Raw genomic sequence first — 1410 nt, 5'->3', positions numbered from 1 at the left:
CCAGGGTGGTTTGTCCGTTGTGTGCCCGGGGTGGGGGGCTGCCGCAACACTGCGGGGTCGGCCCGCTCCGCTGGTTGGCGGGGGCCGACGCACCCCCGTCTTCACTGCCGTCGGAGCATGGCCACTGGAGGCAGCGACCCAGGACCAGGGCCCGCTAGAACCGCTGGACCCAGTGACGCAGGAACAGAGCCGGGACACGACGTACGAGCCAGGCGCCGGCCAGGCCGATGGCGGCACCGGCGGCGACATCGCTCGGATAGTGGGCCCCCGACTGCACCCTTTCGACGGCGACCATGCCGGCCGGAACCGCGCACAGAGCGCCCGCGACCGGCCAGGTGGGGACGACGGCGGCGGTGAAGGCGACCGCGGCCGCCGTGTGCCCGGAGGGGAAGGAGGACGAGTCGGGGCGGTCAGCGACCTCGTCGTGCGGGATCCACTCCACGGGCGGCCTGGGGCGGTCGACCAGTTGCTTGCACAGACCGTTCGACACCAGCTGGGCCACCATGAGGGCGCCCAGTCCGGCGGCCGCCGCCCTGCGGCCCCGCCACCCGCCCTTCCACGCCATCACGGCTGCGGCACCCCACCACAGCTTGGTGCTCTCCGCCGACTCCTCCACCACCGACAACGCCTTGGCCGCGCCCGGCGGGATCCGCGAAGCCGCCCGCCGTGTCAGAGTCCCGTCGATCTCGTGCAAGTCCGTCAGCAACCTCATGACCTGCGGTTGTCCCAAGCTCCCCGAGATAAGCAGCCGGTATCCGATCAGCCCGTCACTCAGCCCGTCCCTCGCCGTGCGCCGGTCCAGTGTCGTCGAGCCTGCGAAGATCCCGCTCGTCCCACGTCCTGGTGTCGCGCGGCTCCGTGTAGGGCTCCTTGTCGGGCGGCAGCCCTCCGGCGATCGCCCGCTGCCGGACGGTCTCGGCGTCGAACTCCAGGCCCAGGAGGATCGCCAGGTTGCTGATCCACAGCCAGACCAGGAAGACGATGACGCCGGCCATGGTGCCGTAGGTCTTGTTGTACGAGGCGAAGTTGGCGACGTAGAACGCGAACCCGGCGGACGCGACCAGCCAGATGACCAGGGCGAGGAAGCTCCCCGGCGTGATCCACCGGAACCCCTTCACCTTGGCGTTCGGGGTGCCCCAGTACAGGAGCGCGATCATGATCGTGACCAGGACCACCAGGACCGGCCACTTGGCGATCGACCACACCGTCAGGGCGGTGTCGCCGATCCCGATCGCCGTGCCCGCCTTGCGGGCCAGGGTGCCGGTGAAGACCACGATCAGGGCGCTGACGACGGCGAGCACCATCAGAACGACGGTCAGACCTACCCGCACCGGAAGGATCTTCCAGACCGGGCGGCCCTCCGGCATGTCGTAGACCCGGTTGGCCGAGCGGATGAACGCGGCCACGTAC

Annotated in this window: 2 protein-coding genes; both read right to left on the bottom strand. The window is 70.4% G+C overall.

Going from position 1 to position 1410, the window contains the following annotated elements; genetic code table 11:
• Positions 1-154: 154 nt before the first annotated feature.
• On the bottom strand, positions 155-712 hold the full coding sequence (locus ACFVYN_RS00010; protein ID WP_389990324.1) for a phosphatase PAP2 family protein: 558 nt from the start codon (positions 710-712) through the stop codon (positions 155-157).
• A 55-nt stretch (positions 713-767) separates the two neighbouring features.
• A partial coding sequence (locus ACFVYN_RS00005) for a YihY/virulence factor BrkB family protein (protein ID WP_389990322.1) occupies positions 768-1410 on the bottom strand: 643 nt, incomplete at its 5' end.

The sequence above is a fragment of the Streptomyces sp. NPDC058307 genome, from assembly GCF_042880295.1.
In the GTDB taxonomy this organism is placed as follows: Bacteria; Actinomycetota; Actinomycetes; order Streptomycetales; family Streptomycetaceae; genus Streptomyces.
This window is presented reverse-complemented; position numbering and strand designations above follow the sequence as displayed.